Raw genomic sequence first — 16,182 nt, 5'->3', positions numbered from 1 at the left:
GGCAGCACGAGCGCCCGTGGCGGGCGCGCGGCGTCAGCTCCGGTGAGAGCTCCGGACGTCAGTTCCGGGTGTCGGAGTGGTCGCCGATCTTGTGCACGAGGATCGAGTTCGTCGTGCCCGGCTGGCCCACGGGGGCGCCGGAGACGACGACCACGAGGTCGCCGACCTCGGCGAGGCCGTTGGCCTGCAGGGTCGTGTCGACCTGGCCGACCATCGCGTCGGTGTTCTCCACCTCGGGCACCTGGTACGTCTGGGTGCCCCACGTGAGCGACAGGACGTTGCGCACGTGCTCGCGCGGCGTGAACGCGAGCAGCGGGATGGACGAGCGCAGGCGCGACATGCGGCGCGCCGAGTCGCCCGACTGCGTGAACGTCGCGAGGTACTTCGCACCGAGGATCTCGCCGATCTCGGCCGCCGCGCGCGTGATGGCGCCACCGCGGGTGTGCGGCGTCGAGCCGAGCGGCGCGATGCGCTCGCGGCCCGCCTCCTCCGTCGCCTCGATGATCCGGGCCATCGTCTGGACCGTGAGGATCGGGTACTCGCCCACGCTCGTCTCGCCCGAGAGCATGACCGCGTCGGCGCCGTCGAGGACGGCGTTGGCGCAGTCGGACGCCTCGGCGCGCGTCGGGCGCGGCGAGTTCGTCATGGACTCGAGCACCTGCGTGGCGACGATGACGGGCTTCGCGTTGCGACGCGCGAGCTCGACGATGCGCTTCTGGACGAGCGGCACCTGCTCCAGCGGAAGCTCGACCGCGAGGTCGCCGCGGGCGACCATGACGCCGTCGAACGCGTCGACGATCTCGGCGAGGTTCTCGACGGCCTGCGGCTTCTCGATCTTCGCGACGACGGGGACCGTGCGGCCCTCCTCGTCCATGATCCGCTTGACGTCCTCGAAGTCCTTCGCGGACCGCACGAACGACAGCGCGATGATGTCCGCGCCGAGCGCGAGGGCCCAGCGCAGGTCGTCCTGGTCCTTCTCGGAGAGCGCCGGCACGGAGACGGCGACACCCGGGAGGTTCAGGCCCTTGTTGTTCGACACCGGGCCGGCGACCTCGACGCGCGTGACGACGCGCGGGCCCTCGACGGCGGTGACGCGGACGAGCACCTTGCCGTCGTCGATGAGGATCGGGTCGCCGACGCGGGCGTCGCCCGGCAGGCCCTTGTGCGTCGTGGAGACGAGCTCCTTGGTGCCGACGACGTCCTCGGTCGTGATCGTGAAGGTGTCACCCTCCTCGAGCCAGTGCTTCTCGTCGCCCGCGAAGCGGCCCAGACGGATCTTCGGCCCCTGGAGGTCGACGAGGACGGCCACGGAGCGGCCCGACTCGGCGGCGGCCTCGCGCACGCCGTGGTAGACGGCCGCGTGCTCCTCGGCGCTGCCGTGGCTGCGGTTGATCCGCGCCACGTCCATGCCCGCGTCGACGAGCGCGCGGAGCTGCTCCTTCGACTCGGTCGCGGGTCCGATGGTGCAGACGATCTTTGCTCTGCGCATATCTCCAGCCTCTAGTCTTCCGACCGGCCAGGAGCCGGTCGTCGCGGGGTGCCCCTCCCTAGGATGCCCCGCTCATCGTCCCGGCGCCGGACATCCGACGTCGGGGTGCACGTCAAGCGCGCAAGGACACGGTGTTCGCGCGCACGGGCGCGGGCAGCTCGGTCCCTCCCTGAAGGTAGGCGTCGACGGATGCCGCCGCCGCCCGCCCCTCGGCGATCGCCCACACGATCAACGACTGCCCACGACCGGCGTCGCCGGCCACGAAGACCCCGGGCAGCGACGACGCGAAGTCGTCGCCGCGCGCCACGAGGCCGCGCCCCGTGAGGTCCGCGCCGGTCTGGGTCGTGAGGGCAGCCGTCTCCGGTCCGGTGAAGCCCATCGCGACGAGCACGAGGTCCGCGGGGATCTCGCGCTCGGTGCCCTCCTTGGGCACGCGACGGCCGTCGGGCAGGTACTCGGTCTCCGCGACGCGCAGCGCGCGCACGGCTCCGTTCTCGTCGCCGAGGAACGCGACGGTCGACGCGAGGAACTCGCGCTCGCCGCCCTCCTCGTGGGACGAGGACACCTCGAACACGATCGGGTCGGTCGGCCACGGCTGGGTCGCGGACCGCTCGAGCGGCGGCTGCTTGCCGATCGCGAGCGTCGTGACGCTCGCCGCGCCCTGGCGCAGCGAGGTACCGAGGCAGTCCGAGCCCGTGTCGCCGCCACCGATGACGATGACGTGCTTGCCGGTGGCCGTGATCTGGCCGGGCACCTCGTGCCCCGCCACGACCGCGTTCGCCTGGTGCAGGAAGTCCATCGCGAAGTGGATGCCGCCGAGCTCGCGCCCGGGCACCGACAGGTCGCGCGGCACCGTCGCACCGGTCGCGACCACGACGGCGTCGTAGCGCGCCCGCAGGTCGTCCCACGTGATGTCGACGCCGATCTCGACGCCGGGGCGGAACCGCGTGCCCTCGGCCTCCATCTGCGCGACGCGGCGGTCGATGTGGTGCTTCTCGAGCTTGAAGTCGGGGATGCCGTAGCGCAGCAGGCCCCCGACGGCGTCGTCGCGCTCGTACACCGCGACGGTGTGCCCGGCGCGCGTGAGCTGCTGCGCGGCGGCGAGCCCGGCAGGACCGGACCCGACGACCGCGACCGTGAAGCCCGTGAGCCGCTGCGGCACCTGGGGCGTGACGTACCCGCGCTCGAACGCCTCGTCGATGATCGAGACCTCGACGTTCTTGATCGTCACGGGCGGCTGGTTGATGCCGAGCACGCAGCTCGACTCGCACGGCGCCGGGCACACGCGACCGGTGAACTCCGGGAAGTTGTTCGTCTCGTGGAGGCGGTCGATCGCGTCGGCCCACTGCTCGCGGTAGACGAGGTCGTTCCACTCGGGGATGAGGTTCCCGAGCGGGCAGCCCTGGTGGCAGAACGGGATGCCGCAGTCCATGCAGCGGCCCGCCTGCTCCTTGAGGAACGGCTGACCCTCCTCGAGGTGCGCGTGCACGTCCTTCCAGTCCCGCAGGCGCACGGCCACCGGGCGGTTCGGCGGGAGCTCGCGCTCCCGCACCTTCAGGAATCCGCGGGGGTCAGCCACGGGCCACCTCCAAGATCTGGTCCCACACGCCGGGCGCGGCCGGGTCGAGACCGGCCGACTCGGCCTTCTCGAGCGCCGAGCGCATGCGGGCGAAGTCGGTCGGCAGGACGCGCGTGAAGCGCTGCACCGCCGTGGCGAAGTCCTCGAGCAGCTCGGCCGCGAGCGGCGAGCCGGTCTCCTCGTGGTGACGGCGGACGAGCCGCTCGACGAGCGCGACCTCGGCGTCCTCGAGCGGGCTCAGCCCGAGCTCGCCGGTCGCGAGCGCGCTCGTGTTCACGGCGCTCTCGCGCAGGTCGAGCACGTACGCGGTGCCGCCGGACATGCCGGCACCGAAGTTGCGCCCGGTCGGGCCCAGCACGACGACCGTGCCGCCCGTCATGTACTCGCACCCGTGGTCGCCCACGCCCTCGACGACGAGCGTCGCGCCCGAGTTGCGGACGCCGAAGCGCTCCCCGACGCGGCCGCGCAGGAAGATCTCGCCCGACGTCGCGCCGTAGCCGATGACGTTCCCGGCGACGACGTTGCTCGACCCGGTGAGGACCGCGTTGCGGTCCGGCCGCACGACGATCCGCCCGCCCGACAGGCCCTTGCCGACGTAGTCGTTCGCGTCCCCGAACAGGCGCAGCGTGACGCCGGGCGGGAGGAAGGCCCCGAGCGACTGGCCGGCGGACCCCGTGAGGGTCACGTCGATCGTGTCGTCCGGCAGGCCCTCGCCGCGGAAGCGCTTGGTCACCTCGTGGCCGAGCATCGTGCCGACCGTGCGGTTGACGTTGCGGACCGGCAGCGAGATCCGCACCGGCTCGCGCCGCTCCAGCGCGTCCTCGGCCAGCGCGACGAGCTGGTTGTCGAGCGCCTTCTCCAGGCCGTGGTCCTGCGTCGTCGTGTTCCGCAGCGACGCGCCCTCGACGGGCACGGGCTTCTCGAGGATGGGCGCGAGGTCGAGACCCTGCGCCTTCCAGTGGTCGATCGCCTGGCGCGTGTCGAGGTACTCGACGTGACCGATCGCCTCCTCGATGCTCCGGAACCCGAGGCGCGCCAGGTACTCGCGCACCTCCTCCGCGATGAACTCGAAGAAGTTCACGACGAACTCCGGCTTGCCCGTGAAGCGGGCCCGCAGCTCCGGGTTCTGCGTCGCGACGCCCACCGGGCACGTGTCCAGGTGGCACACGCGCATCATGACGCAGCCCGAGACGACCATCGGCGCGGTCGCGAAGCCGAACTCCTCGGCGCCGAGCAGCGCGGCCACGACGACGTCGCGCCCGGTCTTCATCTGCCCGTCGACCTGCACGACGATGCGGTCGCGCAGGTTGTTGAGCACGAGGGTCTGCTGCGTCTCGGCGAGGCCGATCTCCCACGGCGTGCCCGCGTGCTTGAGCGACGTCAGCGGGCTCGCGCCCGTACCGCCGTCGTGGCCCGAGATGAGGACGACGTCCGCGTGCGCCTTGGACACGCCCGTCGCGACCGTGCCGACGCCGAACTCGGAGACGAGCTTGACGTGGACGCGCGCCGCCGGGTTCGCGTTCTTCGCGTCGTGGATGAGCTGCGCGAGGTCCTCGATCGAGTAGATGTCGTGGTGCGGCGGCGGCGAGATGAGGCCGACGCCCGGCGTGGAGTGCCGGGTCTTCGCGACCCACGGGTACACCTTGTGGCCCGGGAGCTGACCGCCCTCGCCGGGCTTGGCGCCCTGGGCGAGCTTGATCTGGATGTCGTCGGCGTTCGTCAGGTACTCGCTCGTGACGCCGAAGCGGCCCGACGCGATCTGCTTGACCTTCGAGCGACGCTCCGGGTCGTACAGGCGCTCCGGATCCTCGCCGCCCTCGCCCGTGTTCGACCGACCGCCGAGGCGGTTCATCGCGATCGCGAGGGTCTCGTGGGCCTCGGCCGAGATGGAACCGTAGGACATCGCGCCGGTGTTGAAGCGCTTGACGATCTCGCTCACGGGCTCGACCTCGTCGAGCGGCACCGCGGGGCGCTCGCCCTCGCGCAGCTCGAGGAGGCCACGCAGGGTCATGAGCCGCGAGGACTGCTCGTCCACGCGGTGCGTGTACTCGCGGAAGATGTCGAACCGGCGCTCGCGCGTCGAGTGCTGGAGGCGGAACACCGTCTCCGGGTCGAACAGGTGCTCCTCGCTGTCGCGGCGCCACTGGTACTCGCCGCCCGTGGTCAGGCGGACGTGCGGACGGTGGTTGCCGGAGCGCGGGTACGCGTCCACGTGGCGCGCCGCGACCTCGGCCGCGACGACGTCGAGCCCGATGCCGCTGAGGCGCGACGTCGTGCCGGTGAAGAACGCCTGCACGAGGTCGTGCGAGAGACCCACGGCCTCGAAGACCTGGGCGCCGCGGTAGGAGGAGATGGTCGAGATGCCCATCTTGCTCATGACCTTGAGGACGCCCTTGCCGAGGCCCTTGATGAGGTTCGCGACGGCCTTGGCCGGGTCGACCGCGAGGTAGCCGCGGCGCGCGAGGTCCTCGACGGTCTCCATCGCGAGGTAGGGGTTCACCGCGGCGGCGCCGTAGCCGATGAGGAGCGCGACGTGGTGCACCTCGCGCACGTCCCCCGCCTCGACGACGAGCGACACCTGCGTGCGCGTGTGGCGCCGCAGGAGGTGGTGGTGCACCGCGCTCGACAGCAGGAGCGACGGGATCGGCGCGTGCTCGGCGTCCGAGTCGCGGTCCGACAGCACGATGAAGCTCGCGCCGGCGGCGACGTGCGCGTCGACCTCGGCGAAGATCTCCTCGAGCCGCGCGAGCAGCGACTCGCCGCCGCCTGCGACGCGGTACAGGCCCTTGATCGTCACGGCGCGGAAGACGCCCGCCAGGTTCGGGTCCTTGTCGACGCGGATGATCTTCGCGAGCTGGTCGTTGTCGAGCACCGGGAACGGCAGCATGAGCTTGCGCGCGTGCTCCGGGGTGTCGACGAGCAGGTTCGGCTCGGGGCCGATCGCCCCGCCGATCGACGTGACGAGCTCCTCGCGGATCGCGTCCAGCGGCGGGTTCGTGACCTGCGCGAACATCTGCGTGAAGTAGTCGAAGAGCAGGCGCGGACGCTTCGCGAGGACGGCGATGGGCGTGTCCGTGCCCATGGCGCCGAGGGGCTCGGCGCCCGTGTTGGCCATCGGGGTGAGGATGACCTTGAGCTCCTCCTGCGTGTACCCGAAGGCACGCTGGCGGCGCTCGACCGACGCGGGGCTGTGCGCGACGTGCTCGCGCTCGGGGAGCTGGTCGAGGTAGACCGCGTTCTCCGCGACCCACCGCGCGTACGGGCGCTGCGCCGCGAGCTGGGACTTGATCTCCTCGTCCTCGATGATCCGGCCCTGGCCGGTGTCGACGAGGAACATGCGGCCCGGCTCGAGACGGCCCTTGCGGACGATCGTCGCGGGGTCGAGGTCGAGCACGCCCGCCTCGCTCGCGAGCACGACGAGGCCGTCCTCGGTGACCCAGTAGCGCCCGGGGCGCAGGCCGTTGCGGTCGAGGACCGCGCCGATGAGGGTGCCGTCGGTGAAGTTGAGGCACGCGGGGCCGTCCCACGGCTCCATGAGCGTCGAGTGGTACTCGTAGAACGCGCGCAGGTCCGGGTCCATCTCGGCGTGGTTCTCCCACGCCTCCGGGACCATCATGAGCACGGCGTGCGGCAGCGAGCGGCCCGACAGGTGCAGCAGCTCCAGCACCTCGTCGAAGCTCGCCGAGTCGCTCGAGCCGTCGGAGCAGACCGGGAGCAGCGGCGCGAGGTCGCCGAGGGCGTCGCTCGCGAGCGTGCCCTCGCGCGCGGCCATCCAGTTCCGGTTGCCGCGCACCGTGTTGATCTCGCCGTTGTGCGCGATCATCCGGAACGGCTGCGCGAGCGGCCAGGACGGGAACGTGTTCGTCGAGAACCGCGAGTGGACGAGCGCGATCTCGCTCGCGTACCGCGGGTCGGAGAGGTCCGGGAAGAACGGCTCGAGCTGCGCGGTCGTGAGCATGCCCTTGTAGGTGAGCGTGCGCGCCGACAGCGACGCGAAGAAGAGACCGAGCTCGTTCTCCGCGCGCTTGCGCAGGCGGTACGTCCGGCGGTCGAGGTCGACGCCGGCCAGCTCGCGCGACGGGTCGGCCACGACGACCTGACGGAACAGCGGCATCGACGCGCGCGCGCTCGGGCCCACGAGGTCGGCCGTCACGGGGACGTCGCGCCAGGCGAGGACCTCGAGCTTCTCCTCGGCGGCGATCGCCTCGACCGCGCGGGCCGTGGTCGCGGCCGCCTCGGGGTCCTGCGGGAGGAACGCCATGCCGATGGCGTAGTGCCCGGCGGGCGGGAGCTCGGCGTCGACCACGTCGCGCACGAAGGCGTCGGGGATCTGCGTGAGGATCCCCGCACCGTCGCCGCTGTTCTCCTCGGCGCCCACCGCGCCGCGGTGGTCCAGGTTGAGCAGGGCCGTGAGCCCCGCGTCCACGATGTCGCGTCCGGGCGTGCCGCGGAGCGTCGCCACGAAGGCGACGCCGCACGCGTCGTGCTCGGCGGCGGGGTCGTACAGACCGGATGCCGTGGGAGGGGCGGACAGGGCGGGTGCCCGGTGCGCGTCCCGATACTGCGGCGTGGTCATCAACACCGTCCTCACAGGCGCCCGACCGAGACGGCCGGGCTGGTTCCAGCTGGGGGGTTCGGGACGTCGTCGGCCCTGGTGGACATGACGGAACCACCGGGCGGTCGCCCGGCGGATTCGCCGTTGAGTGACGGAGGCTCAGCGACCGGGGTCTGGTCGCGCGGCATCTGCCTGCTCGGACTCCTCCGAGTCGTCGGAGTCCGCGGTCTTCTCGGGGTCCACGGCGTCGGTCGACTCCTCGACCGGCTCCGTGGCGGGCGCCTCGCCCGGCGCGTCGAGGGACACCGTCTCCTCGCGCCCGGGGTGGCGACGCCCGACAACGATAAACGCTACCAACGCACCGACACCGACCAGGATCGAGGTCCAGACGTTCAGCCGGAGACCGAGGACGAGCTCGGCCTCGTCGATGCGCAGCATCTCGATCCACACCCGACCGAGCGTGTAGACGAAGACGTAGAGCCAGAATACCCGACCATGACCGAGCCGGAACCGACGGTCCAGGTAGATCAGGAGCAGGGCAGCGGCGATGTTCCAGACCATCTCGTAGAGGAACGTCGGGTGGAACAGCGTGCCCGGCGGGTAGCCGGCCGCGGCGGCGACCGAGTCGTCGACCCGCAGGCCCCACGGCAGCGTCGTGGGCGAGCCGAACAGCTCCTGGTTGAACCAGTTGCCGAGACGCCCGACGGCCTGTGCGAGGAGCAGCCCCGGGGCGAGCGCGTCGGCGAACGCCGGGAAGCTCACGCGCTGGCGCCGGCACCCGATGTACGCACCGACCGCGCCGAGCGCGACCGCGCCCCAGATGCCGAGGCCGCCCTCCCACACGTACAGCGCGCGGACGGGGTCCCCGTTCGGACCCCAGTACGGGTCGGGCGTCGAGAAGACGTGGTAGAGCCGCCCGCCGACGATCCCGAACGGGACCGCCCAGAACGCGATCTCCAGGACGTCGTCGGCCTCTCCCCCGCGCTCCACCCAGCGACGCCGCGTGAGCCACAGGGCGACGCCGATCCCGGCGAGGATCGCGAGCGCGTAGGCGCGGATCGGGAAGGGCCCAAGGTACCAGGTGTGCTGGGGCGGGCTCGGGATCGCGGCGGGCAGGGCGCCCGCGGCCTCCACGAGCTGCCCGACGGCGAGCGCGGCGCTCATGCGACCACCCCGCCGGGCGCCGTCGTGCCGGGCTGCTCCTGACGGGCGGACCGCACCCCGGCCGCCAGCGAGGCGGCGACCGTACGGAGCGCGGCGAGTCGCTCGTCCCACGGGGCGTCGCCCAGCAGGGGCCGGACGAACGCCGAGCCGACGATGACGCCGTCGGCGTAGCGCGCGACCTCCGCGGCCTGCTCGGCCGTGGAGACGCCGAGGCCGACGCACACGAGCTCGGCGCCCGCCGCGCGCGTGTCGGCGACGAGCCGCGCGGCCTGGGGCCCGACGGCGGCGCGCACGCCCGTGACGCCCATCGTCGAGGCGGCGTAGACGAAGCCGCGCGACGCGCGCGCGGTGAGCCGGAGGCGCTCCGGCGTCGAGCTCGGCGCGACGAGGAACACGCGGTCGAGACCGTGCGCCTCGGCGGCGTCCAGCCACGCGCGACCCTCGTCGGGGACGAGGTCGGCCGTGATGAGCCCGGCTCCCCCGGCGGCAGCGAGGTCGCGCGCGAACGCGTCGACGCCGTAGCGCAGCACGGGGTTCCAGTACGTCATGACGAGCACCGGCACGCGCCCGCCCGTGCGCTCCGTGACGGCCGCGACGACGCGGAAGACGTCCGCGACGCGCGCGCCGCCGTCGAGCGCCGCCTGCGCCGCGGCCTGGATCACCGGGCCGTCCATGACGGGGTCCGTGTACGGGATGCCGAGCTCGAGCACGTCCACGCCCGAGTCCACGAGCGCGAGCGCCGCCTCGACGGAGCGCTCGACGGTCGGGAAACCGACCGGCAGGTAGCCGACGAGCCCCGCGCGACCCTCCGCGCGCAGCTCGAGCAGGCGGCTGGCGGTGGCCGACGCCGTCCCCGGCGTCGACGCCCCGGGTGCGTCCTGGGTCTGGGCGGCGCTCACAGCTGTCCCTCCGTGCCCGTCGCCGTCTCGGCGATCGCGTCGTCGTCCACGAGGTCGAACCACCGGGCGGCGGTCGCCACGTCCTTGTCCCCGCGCCCCGAGAGGTTCACGAGGATCACGTGGTCGGTGCGGCCCGCGGCCGCGGCCTCGCGCCCGATCCGCAGCGCGCCCGCGAGGGCGTGGGCCGACTCGATCGCGGGGATGATCCCCTCGGTGCGGCACAGCAGCCGGAACGCGTCCATCGCCTCGGCGTCGGTCACGGGCAGGTACGTCGCGCGGCCGAGGTCGTGGAGCCACGAGTGGGCCGGCCCGACGCTCGGGTAGTCGAGACCCGCCGACACCGAGTGGCTCGGCAGGGTCTGGCCGTCCTCGTCCTGGAGGAGGTACGAGCGCGCGCCGTGCAGGACGCCCGGCGCGCCGCCGCTGAAGCGGGCCGCGTGGCGGCCCGTCTCGATGCCCTCGCCCCCGGCCTCGAAGCCGAAGAGCTCGACGCCCTCGTCGTCGAGGAAGGCGTTGAAGAGCCCGAGCGCGTTCGAGCCGCCGCCCACGCACGCGGCGAGCGCGTCGGGCAGGCGCCCGATGCGGTCGAGGATCTGCATGCGCGCCTCCTCGCCGATGACGCGGTGGAACTCGCGCACCATCTCGGGGAACGGGTGGGGCCCGGTCACGGTGCCGAGCAGGTAGTGCGTCGTGTCGACGTTGGCGACCCAGTCGCGCAGCGCCTCGTTGATCGCGTCCTTGAGGGTGCGCTGGCCGATCGTCACGGGGACGACCTCGGCGCCGAGGAGGCGCATGCGCGCGACGTTCAGCGCCTGGCGCCGCGTGTCTTCCTCGCCCATGTAGACGACGCACTCGAGGTCGAGCAGGGCCGCGGCCGTCGCCGTCGCGACGCCGTGCTGGCCGGCGCCCGTCTCGGCGATCACGCGCTTCTTGCCCATGCGCTTGACGAGCAGCGCCTGGCCCAGGACGTTGTTGATCTTGTGCGAGCCGGTGTGGTTGAGGTCCTCGCGCTTGAGGAACACGCGCGAGGCGCCGGCGTGCTCCGCGAAGCGGGGCACCTCGGTGAGCGGGCTCGGGCGGCCGGTGTACTCGCGCTGCAGGCGCGCGAGCTCGGTGACGAACGCCGGGTCGTCGAGCGCCTTGCGGTACTCGGTCTCGAGCTCGTCGAGGGCGGCGACGAGCGCCTCGGGCACGTAGCGCCCGCCGAACTCGCCGAAGTAGGGACCCTCCTGGGTCGCGAGGGAGCGCGTCAGGTCGGCGCGGACGGAGTGCGCGCCGCTCGGAGGGGTGGTCGATGGTGTCGAGTCGGGCACGGGGCCGGTCCTCCTGCGTGGTGGGGTGTGCTGGGCCGGGGCGCGGCGCCTGCGACGTGACGGACGGTGCCGTCGTGCCTCAGGGCCGCACGGACCACAGCGACGGGTGCGACCCGGCCGCGACGAGGTCGGCGACGGACGAGCGCGGCGCGTCGTCGGTCACGAGCGCCTCGCCGACCAGCACGGCGTGCGCGCCGGAGCGGGCGTAGTCCATGACGTCGTGCGGCCCGCGCACGCCGGACTCGGCCACGCGGACGACCTCGTCGGGGATCGCGGGCGCGAGGCGCGCGAAGGTCGTGCGGTCGACGTCGAGCGTCTTGAGGTCGCGCGAGTTCACGCCGACGACCCGCGCCCCGGCGTCGAGCGCGCGCGTCACCTCGTCGAGCGTGTGGACCTCGACGAGCGCGGTCATGCCGAGCGAGTGCACGCGCTCGACGAGCGACGTGAGCACCGTCTGCTCGAGCGCGGCGACGATGAGGAGCACGATGTCCGCGCCGTGCGCGCGCGCCTCCCACACCTGGTACGGCGTCACGACGAAGTCCTTGCGGAGCACCGGGACGTCGACCCGCGCCCGGACGGCGTCGAGGTCGGCGAGGCTCCCGTTGAACCGCCGCTGCTCGGTGAGCACCGAGATCGCGGCCGCGCCGCCCTTCTCGTACTCCCCCGCGAGCTCGGCCGGGTCGGAGATGGACGCGAGCGCACCCTTGCTGGGGCTCGACCGCTTCACCTCGGCGATGACGGCCACGGCGTCGTCCGCCTTGAGGCGGCTCACGCACTCGAGCGCACCGGGGACGCGGGCGGCTCGTTCCTTGAGCTCGTCGAGCGAGGTCGTCGCCTGGCGTGCCGCGAGGTCCTCGCGCACACCCGCGACGATGTCGTCCAGCACCGTCATCGTCCCACCACTCCCCGTGTCGTCCCGCCCCCTGCCGGGCCGGTCGGCCGGCGTGCACCCACAGGTTCGGGCCGACCCGTTGACAGGGAGGTACCTGCCATCGTAGAGCCGCCCCCGAGTGACGATGACCACGGCCCAGCCCCCGAGACGCGCGCGGCGCGGCCGGTCGCGGTCACGGCCGCCGGCTCAGGCAGCCACCGGGCCGAGCCACGGGACCAGGGCGGGCACGTTGCGCAGCACCCCGAAGAGCACGAGCACGGCGAGCGACGTCCACGCCACCCCCGCGGGCACGCGCGGCGCGGGACGGCCGCGCCAGGCACGGACGAGCCACAGGCCCCACAGCACGACGAGCAGCGGCGCGACGACGACCCACAGCGGGTTCATGGACCAGGCCGCGGCGAGGTCGAGGTGCACGAGGTCGTGCGTGGCCCGCAGGCCGCCGCACCCGGGGCACGCCAGGCCCGTCAGGGCGAGCAGCGGGCACGTGACGTAGTGGCCCGGGCGGTTCGGGTCGACGGCGCCCACGTACGCCGTCGCGGCGGCGACGAGCGCACCGACGGCGAGGGGCGCCACGGCCTCGCGCGGCACCCGCCGTCGGCGCACCGCCTCGGACGTCACGTGACCGCCCCGTCAGTACTGGTCGGGGATCGTGCCGACCCAGGCGAGGACGGCGGGGAAGAACACCAGCAGGAGCAGCAGACCGATCGCGGACAGGCCGATCGCGACCCAGCCGAGGATGATCCCCGCCGTCGCCATGCCGTCGTTGTCCGCCTGGCCCTCCGCGACGGCACGCTTCGCCGCGTTGCCCACGATGACCGCGGGGATGCCCGTGAAGAAGCCGCAGCTGAGCACGAACGCGGCGATGCCCAGGACGAGCGACCAGATCGCGAGGTTGTTCTTCGGGTAGTACGGCGGCGGCGCGTACGCGCCGGCCGGGTACTGCTGACCGGGGTACTGCTGGCCCGGGTACGCCTGCGCCGGGTGCTGCTGCTGGCCCGGGTACGGCTGCGCCGGGTGCTGCTGCTGGCCCGGGTACGGCTGGCCGGGCTGCTGCTGGCCCGGGTACGGCTGGCCGGGCTGCTGCTGACCGGGGTAGCCCTGGTCAGGACCCTGCGGGCCGGGGTGCTGCGCGCCGCCGGGCACCGACGAGCCGTACGGCGCCTGCGACCCGTCCTGCGGGGGCGTGGCGTCGTGCGGGCCCGGTTCCGGCGGCTGCGTCACCGCGCGTCCTGCTTCTTCTGCCCGTAGCCCATGTTGCGGAGCACGAGGCCGCCGACGAGCGCCACGGCCACGACGCCCATGCCGACCCAGAACAGCCAGACGGCGGCGACCACGACACCGATCGCGGCCACGAGGGCGCCGACCATGATGCCGATCATGGTGAACCACGCGGCGACGGTGTGGCCGTGGTTCGTGGGCGGTGCCGCGGGCGGCAGGTAGGCGATCTCGGTGGTCTGCTGGTTCTCGGCCATGAGGGTCGTGCCTTTCGTCAAGATGTGGTCAGAGCCTATCGGACCGGGCCGGGGCCCGTCCCGTCGCGGGACGTCGGCGGACGTCGCGTGGGACACGTCCGCGCTGCTCAGCGGTCCGTGGGGTCCTCGCCGCGGGACAGCGCGTCCCACGCGTCGTGGTCGGAGACGTCCGCGGCGTCGGCGGGGCCCGCCGCGCCCGCGACCTCAGGCGTCCCGTCCGCGGGCGTGCCGGCTGCCGTCGCGGGGACCGCCCCGGCCCGCTCGTGCCGCGTCGAGGCGCTCGCCCACGACCGCGCGCCGAGCGCCACCCACACCACCACGAGCACGGTGAGCACGCCGAGCACGGCCGCCACCCAGGGCGCCGCGGTGAGCTCGACCGGTGCGGTCAGCTCCGTCACGCCCGTCGCCTCGGCCACCGCCGACCGGGCGGTCGGCTCCGGGTCGATCGCGACGCTCAGCGCCGACACCGTCGCGACGACGCCGCTCGCCGCCGCGACCGCCAGGACGACCCACCGGCCGACACGTCCGACGAGGCCGAGCGCGAGCGCGGCCGCGACGAGCACGAGCGCGGCCGCGCTCACGCCGGGTGCGGCCGACGTGCCGGCCACCGCGACGTCGACCTGCGGGTCGAGCGCGGTGGCCCCCGTCGTGCGCAGCCACGTGGGCACGGCCGCCGCGAGGGTCGCGCCCCCGAGGAGCAGCAGGACCCAGATGGCCGTGCGGCGGGCCGGGCCGCCCGGTCGGCTCATGCGAGCCCCCGCAGCCGCGCCGCGACCTGCACGGCGCGGACCGCCGCGGCCGCCTTGTTGCGCGACTCCGCGTACTCGAGCGCCGGCACGGAGTCGGCGACGATCCCGCCCCCGGCCTGGACGCTCGCGCGCCCGTCGCGGATCAGCGCCGTGCGGATGGCGATCGCCATGTCCATGTTCCCGTCGAAGTCGAAGTACCCGGCCGTCCCACCGTAGATCCCGCGCGAGGCGGGCTCGAGCTCGTCGATGAGGGCGATCGCACGCGGCTTGGGCGCGCCCGAGAGCGTCCCCGCGGGGAACGTGGCCCGGAAGGCGTCGAGCGCCGTCGCGCCGTCGCGCAGCGTGCCGACGACCGTCGAGCACAGGTGCATGATGTGGCTGAACCGCTTGGTCGCCATGAACTCCACGACCTCGACCGACGTCGGCTCGCAGACCTTGACGAGGTCGTTGCGCGAGAGGTCGACGAGCATGATGTGCTCCGCGAGCTCCTTGGGGTCCTCGCGCAGCTCCTCCCCGAGCGCGACGTCCTCCTCGGGCGTCGCGCCGCGCGGCCGCGAGCCCGCGATGGGGAACGTCGTGACCCGCCCGTCCTCGACCTTGACCAGCGTCTCCGGGCTCGACCCGACGACCGCGAAGTCGCGCCCGTCCGCGTCCGTGAGCTGGAAGTAGTACATGTACGGGCTCGGGTTGATCGTGCGCAGCGCCCGGTAGACGTCCAGCGGGTCCGCCGGGCAGTCGAGGTCCAGGCGCTGCGAGAGGACGACCTGGAAGACCTCGCCCTCGCGGATCGCGTCCTTGCCCGCCACGACGGACGCCTCGAACTCGTCGCGCGTCGAGCGGAACTCGAGCTCGGGCTCGACGGCGTCCGCGGCCACGACCGACACGACGTGCGCACCGCCCGCGACGAGGCGTGCCTGCATCGCGTCCAGGCGCCGCACGGCGTCGGCGTACGCCTCGTCGACCCGTTCGTCCGTGTCGTCGAAGTTGATCGCGTTCGCCACGAGCCACACGCTGCCCTCCGCGTGGTCGACGACCGCGAGGTCCGTCGCGAGGCACAGCGTGAGCTCCGGCACGCCCAGCTCGTCGGGCGCGTGCGCCGGCAGCGTCGGCTCCCAGTGCCGGATGACGTCCCACCCGACCGCGCCGGCGAGCCCGCCCGTGAGCGGCGGGAGGCCGTCGACCGCGGGCGTGCGCAGCACGTCGAGCGTCGCCTCCAGCACGTCGACGACGTCGCCGTCGCGCGGGACGCCCGCGGGCACGTCGCCCGACCACACCGCCCGGCCGTCGCGCGCCGTGAGGGTCGCGCGGGACGCGACGCCGACGAACGAGTAGCGGGCCCAGCGCCCGTCCGACTCCGCGGACTCCAGCACGAAGGTGCCTGGCCGACCCTGCGCGAGGGTGCGGTAGAGCCCGACGGGCGTGACGTCGTCGGCCAGGAGGCGCCGCACGACCGGGACGACCCGGCGGGAGCGGGCGAGCGCGCGGAAGCCGTCGAGCACGGGCCACGTCGTGCCCCACGCGGGCCCGCCCGCGGGGACGGTGGTGGTTCCGGCCGGGTCGACGGTCGTGCTCACTGGTTCTCCTCCTCGGGGTCCGGTCCGACGGCGGGCGCGGCCCCGGCGTCCGGGGCACCGGGCGCGGACGGCAGCTCGCCGACGACGGCGCCCAGGTCTCCCCCGGCCTCGAAGCACGTGCGGGTGCCCGTGTGGCACGCGGCGCCGACCTGGTGCACGCGCACGAGGAGCGCGTCGCCGTCGCAGTCGAGCGCGACCGAGCGCACCACCTGGACGTGGCCCGACGTGTCGCCCTTGCGCCAGTACTCCTGGCGCGACCGGCTCCAGAACGTCACCCGGCCGGTCGTCAGGGTGCGGTGGAGCGCCTCGTCGTCCATCCAGCCGAGCATGAGCACCTCACCGGTGTCGTGCTGCTGGACGATCGCGGCGACCAGTCCGGCGTCGTCGCGCTTGAGCCGCGCGGCGACCTCGGGGTCGAGCGCGGACGGGGTCGTGGTCTGCGGGCCGGTCGTGGAGTCGGGCACCCGAGAATCCTGCCAGACGCCGGGCCGCCGCC

At 73.6% G+C, this 16,182-nt stretch carries 13 protein-coding genes; all 13 read right to left on the bottom strand.

All coding sequences use genetic code 11. The features are described from left to right. Positions 1-58: 58 nt before the first annotated feature. The 13 genes from pyk to hisI all read right to left on the bottom strand — a co-directional run bounded on the left by pyk (position 59) and on the right by hisI (position 16,150). Complete coding sequence (gene pyk, locus ACI769_RS12845) at positions 59-1,489, bottom strand: pyruvate kinase (RefSeq protein ID WP_021480418.1); 1,431 nt, start codon at positions 1,487-1,489, stop codon at positions 59-61. Positions 1,490-1,601: 112 nt separating this feature from the next. After that, positions 1,602-3,068: a glutamate synthase subunit beta gene (locus tag ACI769_RS12840; protein WP_021480417.1), complete on the bottom strand. Its 1,467-nt coding sequence runs from the start codon at positions 3,066-3,068 to the stop codon at positions 1,602-1,604. After that, positions 3,061-7,644, bottom strand: coding sequence for a glutamate synthase large subunit (gene gltB, locus ACI769_RS12835; protein WP_409141706.1), 4,584 nt, complete (start codon positions 7,642-7,644; stop codon positions 3,061-3,063). Before gltB ends, ACI769_RS12840 begins: the two co-directional genes overlap by 8 nt. Positions 7,645-7,782: 138 nt before the next feature. Next, positions 7,783-8,787 carry a prolipoprotein diacylglyceryl transferase gene (lgt, locus tag ACI769_RS12830; RefSeq protein WP_137280567.1) on the bottom strand — a complete coding sequence of 335 codons (1,005 nt, stop codon included), beginning with the start codon at positions 8,785-8,787 and terminating at the stop codon, positions 7,783-7,785. Further along, entirely contained in the window at positions 8,784-9,686 is a 903-nt protein-coding gene (gene trpA, locus ACI769_RS12825; protein WP_081895742.1) for a tryptophan synthase subunit alpha, read from the bottom strand. The genes lgt and trpA overlap by 4 nt, the downstream gene beginning before the upstream one ends. Continuing rightward, positions 9,683-10,939 (bottom strand): tryptophan synthase subunit beta, encoded by a 1,257-nt coding sequence (gene trpB / locus ACI769_RS12820; RefSeq protein ID WP_409141717.1) that lies wholly within the window; start codon positions 10,937-10,939, stop codon positions 9,683-9,685. The genes trpA and trpB overlap by 4 nt, the downstream gene beginning before the upstream one ends. Positions 10,940-11,078: 139 nt before the next feature. Beyond that, complete coding sequence (gene trpC, locus ACI769_RS12815; protein WP_043651188.1) at positions 11,079-11,891, bottom strand: indole-3-glycerol phosphate synthase TrpC; 813 nt, start codon at positions 11,889-11,891, stop codon at positions 11,079-11,081. A gap of 186 nt (positions 11,892-12,077) precedes the next feature. After that, a complete protein-coding gene (locus ACI769_RS12810) occupies positions 12,078-12,509 on the bottom strand; it encodes a DUF2752 domain-containing protein (RefSeq protein WP_051027455.1) in 432 nt (143 codons plus the stop codon). 12 nt (positions 12,510-12,521) lie between these two features. Then, positions 12,522-13,112 carry a DUF4190 domain-containing protein gene (locus tag ACI769_RS12805; RefSeq protein WP_409141705.1) on the bottom strand — a complete coding sequence of 197 codons (591 nt, stop codon included), beginning with the start codon at positions 13,110-13,112 and terminating at the stop codon, positions 12,522-12,524. After that, positions 13,109-13,384, bottom strand: a complete 276-nt coding sequence (locus ACI769_RS12800) for an HGxxPAAW family protein (RefSeq protein WP_228075274.1) — start codon at positions 13,382-13,384, stop codon at positions 13,109-13,111. The genes ACI769_RS12805 and ACI769_RS12800 overlap by 4 nt, the downstream gene beginning before the upstream one ends. 86 nt (positions 13,385-13,470) lie before the next feature. Further along, positions 13,471-14,112: a Trp biosynthesis-associated membrane protein gene (locus ACI769_RS12795; protein WP_051027460.1), complete on the bottom strand. Its 642-nt coding sequence runs from the start codon at positions 14,110-14,112 to the stop codon at positions 13,471-13,473. Next, positions 14,109-15,686 (bottom strand): anthranilate synthase component I, encoded by a 1,578-nt coding sequence (locus ACI769_RS12790; protein WP_409141704.1) that lies wholly within the window; start codon positions 15,684-15,686, stop codon positions 14,109-14,111. The genes ACI769_RS12795 and ACI769_RS12790 overlap by 4 nt, the downstream gene beginning before the upstream one ends. Next, positions 15,683-16,150 carry a phosphoribosyl-AMP cyclohydrolase gene (gene hisI, locus ACI769_RS12785; protein ID WP_076404777.1) on the bottom strand — a complete coding sequence of 156 codons (468 nt, stop codon included), beginning with the start codon at positions 16,148-16,150 and terminating at the stop codon, positions 15,683-15,685. Before hisI ends, ACI769_RS12790 begins: the two co-directional genes overlap by 4 nt. Between the last annotated feature and the right edge of the window lie 32 nt (positions 16,151-16,182).

Source organism: Cellulosimicrobium sp. RS (assembly GCF_046159675.1).
GTDB lineage: Bacteria > Actinomycetota > Actinomycetes > Actinomycetales > Cellulomonadaceae > Cellulosimicrobium > Cellulosimicrobium funkei.
The sequence above is the reverse complement of the archived record's forward strand: the minus strand, read 5'-3'. Positions and strand labels throughout refer to the sequence as shown.

Bases quoted from the DNA above. Each gene is read 5' to 3' on its own strand.
- pyk (WP_021480418.1), bottom strand. From the start codon at position 1,489: ATGCGCAGAGCAAAGATCGTCTGCACCATCGGACCCGCGACCGAGTCG.
- gltB (WP_409141706.1), bottom strand. From the start codon at position 7,644: ATGACCACGCCGCAGTATCGGGACGCGCACCGGGCACCCGCCCTGTCC.
- lgt (WP_137280567.1), bottom strand. From the start codon at position 8,787: ATGAGCGCCGCGCTCGCCGTCGGGCAGCTCGTGGAGGCCGCGGGCGCC.
- trpC (WP_043651188.1), bottom strand. From the start codon at position 11,891: ATGACGGTGCTGGACGACATCGTCGCGGGTGTGCGCGAGGACCTCGCG.
- ACI769_RS12795 (WP_051027460.1), bottom strand. From the start codon at position 14,112: ATGAGCCGACCGGGCGGCCCGGCCCGCCGCACGGCCATCTGGGTCCTG.